Genomic DNA, 1,410 nt, shown 5'->3' on the forward strand with positions numbered 1-1,410 from the left:
GAAGCCTGAACATCAGCCACAGCTTCAGCGCCAACGTCGATCGCTTCGACAACGCGCGCGGCCGCTTGCAGGCGGGCAGCCTGCAGATCGCCAGCCGCGACGAGCTCATCAACACCGGGGGCACGCTGATCGCCGCGGGGGACATGGCGATGCAAGGCGCCAGCATCGACCTGTCCTCCAGCACCGCCAGCGCCGCCAACATCGCGCTCACCGCGACCCAGGGCCACATCACCACCAGCGGCGCGACCATCACCACGCTCGGTACCTTGAGCGTGATAGCCAACAGCCAGGCCGGCCAGACGCTGGTCAACCAGGCCGGCCAACTTCAAGCCGGCCAACTCAGCCTGAACCTCTCCCACCTCGCCAACACCGGCGGAGGCCAGATCGTGCAGACCGGCTCGGCGGACACGCGCATCAGCGTGGCGGGCACCTTGAACAACGCCGGCCTCATCGCCAGCAACGGTCACACCGCCATCGCCGCCGGCAGCCTGAGGAACGATGCCGGCCGCATCACCGCCGTGGGCGATCTTGGCATCAGCACCGACGGTGCCACCACCAACGTCGGCGGCAAGCTGCAAGCCGGCGGCGCCGTGGCGCTGAGCACGGCAGGCCTGGTCAACACGGTGGGGCATGTCTCCGGCAACAGCATCGCCATGGACACCCGCGGCCACGCGCTGGAGAACACGCGGGGCACCATCGCAGCCACCACCACCGTCACCGTGAACTCGGGGGCGCTGGCCAACGATGCCGGCTTGATCCAGTCGGGCACGGCGATGGTCATCGACACCCACGGCCAGCAGCTCACCAACACCCATGCGGCCGCGCATGCCAGCGGCCAGGGCGGCATCGCCAGCGGCGGCCCCCTAGCGCTTGCCGCCGGCGCGACCGACAACACGGCCGGCGCCATCGACTCCCGGGGCGACCTCGTGGCCCGCACCCAGGGCGTCACCAATGCCAGCGGCGGCATCGTGCTGAGCCAGGCGGCATTGACCATCGACACCCAGGGCGCCGGCTACGACAACAAGGGCGGTCAGACATTCGCCGTTGGCGACCTGCGCATCGACGCCGGCGCCATCGACAACACCGGCGCGCTGATCCGGGCACGGGGCAACACGACCCTGAACGCCGGCACGATCACCAATGCGAACACCCTGGGCACGGACCAGGGCATCGAGGGCAGGAACGTCGCCATCACCACGACGAGCCTGGGCAATGCAGCAGGCGCTATCCGCGCGGATGTCGACGCCACCCTCAGCAGCGGCGGCCGCATCGACAACACCTTTGGCCTGATTTCGGCCGGCAACACCCTGCGCATCACCGATCCCAACGCGGCCAACCCCAGCGCCAAGACCCTGGATCTCACCAACACCCACGGCAAGCTGGTCGCCGACAAGAGCCTGCAGATCGACG

1 pseudogene is annotated in these 1,410 nt (G+C 69.1%); it reads left to right on the forward strand.

The features are described from left to right. A pseudogene (locus A8M77_RS34945) lies at nucleotides 1-1,410 on the forward strand (filamentous hemagglutinin); the annotation flags it as partial.

The organism is Variovorax sp. JS1663, from assembly GCF_002157355.1.
GTDB lineage: Bacteria > Pseudomonadota > Gammaproteobacteria > Burkholderiales > Burkholderiaceae_C > Variovorax.